This window comes from Streptomyces niveiscabiei (genome assembly GCF_001419795.1).
In the GTDB taxonomy this organism is placed as follows: domain Bacteria; phylum Actinomycetota; class Actinomycetes; order Streptomycetales; family Streptomycetaceae; genus Streptomyces; species Streptomyces niveiscabiei.
In genome coordinates this window covers 1-3948 of the sequence record NZ_LIRL01000385.1, presented here as the reverse complement: position 1 = coordinate 3948, position 3948 = coordinate 1, and the positions used below count along the sequence as shown (strand labels likewise).

Below are 3948 nucleotides of genomic sequence, written 5' to 3'. Positions count from 1 at the left end.
CCGCCTCGGCCACCCCCGCCGCGGTCAACCCCTCCCCGGCCTCCCGCACCGCCCCGGTGACCCGCTCCAGCGTCGGCCCGCTCAGCCCTTTCGGCAACGCGGCAGGGCTCGGCGCCCGCAGAGCCGCCAACGCTCGGTCCACCTCGTCCTGACCGCTCGCCTCACCGGCGGCACCCCGGAACTCCGCGTACCGCACCAGACGGTCCCGCAGCGTTGCGAAGGTAAACGGTTTCAGTACGTATTGCACAACCCCCAGCGACACCCCCTCCCGCACGACCGTCAGATCCCGGGCGGACGTCACCGCGATCACGTCCGCGTGGTACCCGGCGGCGCGCAGGGACCGGGCGAGCTGCAACCCGTGCCCGTCGGGCAGATGCAGATCCAGCAGCAGCAGATCCACCGGCGTACGGTCGAGCTGGCGCCGAGCCTCGGCGCCCGTGTGGGCCTTGCCCACGGCGACGAACCCGGGCACCCGCCCCACGTACAGCACATGCGCGTCCGCGGCGACAGGGTCGTCCTCGACGACGAGGACACGGATCGGCTCCGCTCCCGTACTCATGCTCCGCCTCCAGAAACCGGCGCGCGCAAGGGCAGGCGCACCACGAACTCCGCGCCACCCCCCTCGGCGGCGGACACCGACAGCGTCCCGTCATGCCGGTGTACGGCCTGTCGTACCAGAGCGAGGCCGAGTCCGCGCCCCCCGGGGCCGGAGGGTTTCGTGGTGAAGCCGCGTTCGAAGACCTTCTCCGTGTCGCCGGGGGAGACGCCGGTGCCGGTGTCGGAGACGGACAGGACCAGCTCGGCGTCCGTTGTGTAAGCGGTTACGGAAACGCGCGCGCCGACGCTGCCCTGAGCCGCGTCCACCGCGTTGTCGATGAGGTTGCCGAGGATGGTGACGAGGTCGCGCGCGGGGAGGGAGTCGGGAAGGACGCCGTCGTCGAGGCGGCTGGACGGCGAGACCTCCAGCTCGACGCCCCGCTCGTTGGCCTGGGCGGTCTTCCCCAACAGCAGGGCGGCCAGGACGGGTTCGCTCACGGCGGCGACGACCTGGTCGGTGAGCGCCTGGGCCAACTCCAGTTCGGCGGTGGCGAATTCGACGGCCTCGTCGGCGCGGTTCAGCTCGATCAGCGAGACGACCGTGTGGAGCCGGTTCGCCGCCTCGTGGGCCTGCGAGCGCAGCGCCTGCGTGAAGCCGCGTTCGGAGTTCAACTCGCCCATGAGGGACTGGAGTTCGGTGACGTCGCGCAGCGTCACGACCGTACCGCGCTGCTCGCCGCCGGAGACGGGGGACGTGTTGACGACGAGGACCCGCTCGGCCGTGAGGTGGACCTCGTCGACGCGCGGCTCGGAGGCGAGGAGAGCGCCGGTGAGGGGTGCGGGCAGGCCGAGTTCGGCCACGGAGTCGCCCACGGCGCGGGTGGGGCCGACGCCGAGCAGTTCGCGTGCGCCGTCGTTGATGAGGGCGACGCGGTACTGGCCGTCGAGCATGAGCAGCCCCTCGCGGACGGCGTGCAGGGCGGCCTGGTGGTAGTCGTGCATGGCGCTCAGCTCGCCGGCGTTCATGCCGTGGGTGTGGCGGCGCAGGCGCGCGTTGATGACGTACGTACCGAGGCCGCCGAGGGCGAGGGCGCCGCCGGCCACGCCGAGGAGGGCGGTGACCTGTTCCTGTACGCGCTTGCTGATGACCTCGATCTTGATGCCGGCGCTCACCAGGCCGATGATCTGGTCGTCGGACCGCGAGCTCTCGGCGGCGTCGCTCGCCCAGATCGGCGTCACCGCCCTGACCGACTCCCCGAGCGTCCCCGTGTACTTCTCCGTGAACGACTCACCCTTGAGCGCCCGCTCGATGTGCCCCAGGAACTTCTGCCCGATCTGCGCGCGGTCCGGGTGCGTCCACCGAATGCCCTGCGGATTCATGATCGTGACGAAGTCGACCTCGGTGTCCTTCATGACCTTCAGCGCGTACGGCTGGAGCCGCGCCGAGGTGTCCCCCGTACCGATCGCCTCCCGCACCGACGGGGAATCGGCCACCGACCGCGCGACGGCCATCGCCTGGCGGCGCGCCGCGTCCTCCGCCTGGCGCTCGTCGCTGATGTAGCTGAACAGCGCGTACCCGGCCACGACCACCGCGATCAGCACCGCCTGCATGCCGAAGAGCTGGCCTGCGAGGCTGCGGGGGCGGGGGACGCGGAGGTGCATATGGCCAGTCTGCCTTCCGTCCGTGGCGTGAACTAAATGAACGGAAGGGTGACCGCCCTCACAGGGCGGGAGATAGTCACCGCATTCCCTTATCTCCCCGGACCGTGAGCCGCACGCCGGTGTGATGCCGACGAAGACGTCAAGGAGGGCAGCCGTGGCCGCCAGCACCCCCGATACGGCACCTGCCGCTCCCGCTGCGAAGCGGGACCGCACCCACTATCTCTACATCGCCGTGATCGCGGCGGTCGCCCTCGGTATCGCCGTCGGTCTGATCGCCCCCGACTTCGCCGTCGAGCTGAAGCCGATCGGGACCGGGTTCGTCAACCTGATCAAGATGATGATCTCGCCGATCATCTTCTGCACGATCGTGCTGGGCATCGGGTCCGTCCGCAAGGCCGCCAAGGTCGGCGCGGTCGGCGGGATCGCGCTCGGCTACTTCGTGGTCATGTCGTTCGCTGCGCTGGCCATCGGCCTGGTCGTCGGCAACATCCTGGAGCCCGGCAGCGGTCTGCACATCACCGAGGCGGTCCGGGAGTCCGGTCAGTCGCAGGTGGCGGCGGAGGCCAAGGACACCACCGAGTTCCTCCTCGGGATCATCCCCAAGACGATCGTCTCCGCGTTCACCGAGGGCGAGGTCCTCCAGACCCTCTTCGTCGCCCTGCTGTGCGGTTTCGCCCTCCAGGCGATGGGGAAGGCCGGTCAGCCGGTTCTGCGCGGCGTCGAGCACATCCAGCGCCTCGTCTTCCGCGTCCTCGCGATGATCATGTGGGCCGCCCCGGTCGGCGCGTTCGGCGCGATGGCCGCCGTCACCGGTTCGGCCGGTGTCGACGCGCTGAAGAGCCTCGCCGTCCTGATGGTCGGCTTCTACATCACCTGCTTCCTCTTCGTCTTCGTCGTCCTCGGTACGATCCTGAAGGTCGTCACCGGCCTCAACATCTTCTCCCTCTTCAAGTACCTGGGTCGCGAGTTCCTGCTGATCCTGTCCACCTCCTCCTCCGAGTCGGCGCTGCCGCGGCTCATCGCGAAGATGGAGCACCTGGGCGTCAGCAAGCCGGTCGTCGGCATCACCGTTCCGACCGGTTACTCCTTCAATCTCGACGGCACCATGATCTACATGACCATGGCGTCCCTGTTCATCGCCGACGCCATGGGTACGCCGATGGCCGTCAGCGAGCAGATCCCGCTGCTGCTCTTCCTGTTCGTCGCCTCCAAGGGCGCGGCGGGCGTCACCGGCGCCGGTCTCGCGACCCTCGCGGGCGGCCTCCAGTCCCACAAGCCGGCCCTCGTCGACGGCATGGGCCTCATCGTCGGCATCGACCGCTTCATGAGCGAGGCCCGCGCCCTCACGAACTTCGCGGGCAACGCCGTCGCCACGGTCCTCATCGGCACCTGGACCAAGGAGATCGACAAGGACCGCGTCCGCCAGGTCCTCGCGGGCGACCTCCCCTTCGACGAGAAGACCCTCGTCGACGACCACGCCTCGGTCCTCCCGGACGACGACGAGACGGACGAGCGCCCGGCGGCTTCCGGCGAGAAGGAACTCGCCAAGGCGTGAACGCCGGCTCCTGAGGCCGGGGCATCCCCCCCGCCTCCGAGACTCCGGGTGCCCGGCCCCGCCTGAACCGGGGCCGGACACCCGGTAGCTGGAACACAGAGACCCCGGACCATCCAGGTCCGGGGTTTCTGCATGCCACGGCTCCGTCAGGCGGCGACCTTCCCCACCACCTCCGCCGCCACCCCCGCCGGCAC

Annotated in this window: 3 protein-coding genes; 1 reads left to right on the top strand and 2 read right to left on the bottom strand. The window is 70.0% G+C overall.

Features of this window, described 5'->3' with window-relative positions; genetic code table 11:
- Together AOK24_RS19305 and AOK24_RS19300 are read right to left on the bottom strand one after the other, a co-directional pair.
- Positions 1 to 559 (bottom strand): response regulator (locus AOK24_RS19305; RefSeq protein ID WP_055721319.1); only part of this gene is annotated, 559 nt, incomplete at its 3' end.
- Positions 556 to 2199: a sensor histidine kinase gene (locus AOK24_RS19300; RefSeq protein WP_055721318.1), complete on the bottom strand. Its 1644-nt coding sequence runs from the start codon at positions 2197 to 2199 to the stop codon at positions 556 to 558. The genes AOK24_RS19300 and AOK24_RS19305, both read right to left, overlap by 4 nt.
- Before the next feature lie 124 nt (positions 2200 to 2323).
- Between AOK24_RS19300 and AOK24_RS19295 the strand changes: the two genes are divergently transcribed.
- The gene (locus tag AOK24_RS19295) at positions 2324 to 3754 is read left to right on the top strand and encodes a cation:dicarboxylate symporter family transporter (RefSeq protein ID WP_055721317.1); all 1431 of its coding nucleotides are present in this window, start codon (positions 2324 to 2326) and stop codon (positions 3752 to 3754) included.
- The last annotated feature ends 194 nt before the right edge of the window (positions 3755 to 3948 follow it).